Consider the following 584-nt stretch of genomic DNA (forward strand, 5'->3'; position numbering starts at 1 on the left):
TCCCACGCGATCCGCTACATGCTCGAGCCACTGCTCGAATGCCATGATCATGCGCAATTCGAGCTGTACGCCTATGCCGAGTTGACGCGTCAGGACGCGCAGACGGCGCGCTACCAGGGGTTGGTCGATCATTGGGTGCCGACCCGTGGTCTGAGCGATGCCCAACTCGCCGAACGTATCCGTACCGACGGCATTGACATCCTGGTCGACCTAGCCGGTCATACGGCAGGCAATCGGCTGGGGGCGTTCGCGCGCAAGCCGGCGCCGGTATCGGTGAGTCTCTGGGTCGGTTATGGCTACACCTCGGGGTTGAGCGCAATCGACTACTTCCTGTGTGACGAGGTCCTGGTGCCGGAGGGCGCGGAGGGGTTGTTCAGCGAGCGGCCCTGGCGGATTGCCGCGCCCGCCGGCATGTATCGCCCGAGCGAGGGGATGGGGGCGGTGAACGTGTTGCCGGCGCTGGAGCGGGGATACATCACCTTCGGTACGCTGACCCGTGGGGTGCGTGTCAACCATCGCACCATCCGGGTGTGGTCCGAGATCCTCGAGCGGGTGCCGGGTTCGCGGCTAGTGGTCAACAGCAA

1 protein-coding gene is annotated in these 584 nt (G+C 65.1%); it reads left to right on the top strand.

Features of this window, described 5'->3' with window-relative positions:
• The coding region (locus HF203_RS16055; RefSeq protein WP_484502635.1) for an O-linked N-acetylglucosamine transferase family protein at positions 1-584 on the top strand (584 nt) is incomplete at both ends.

The organism is Marichromatium bheemlicum (assembly GCF_012276755.1).
GTDB lineage: Bacteria > Pseudomonadota > Gammaproteobacteria > Chromatiales > Chromatiaceae > Marichromatium > Marichromatium bheemlicum.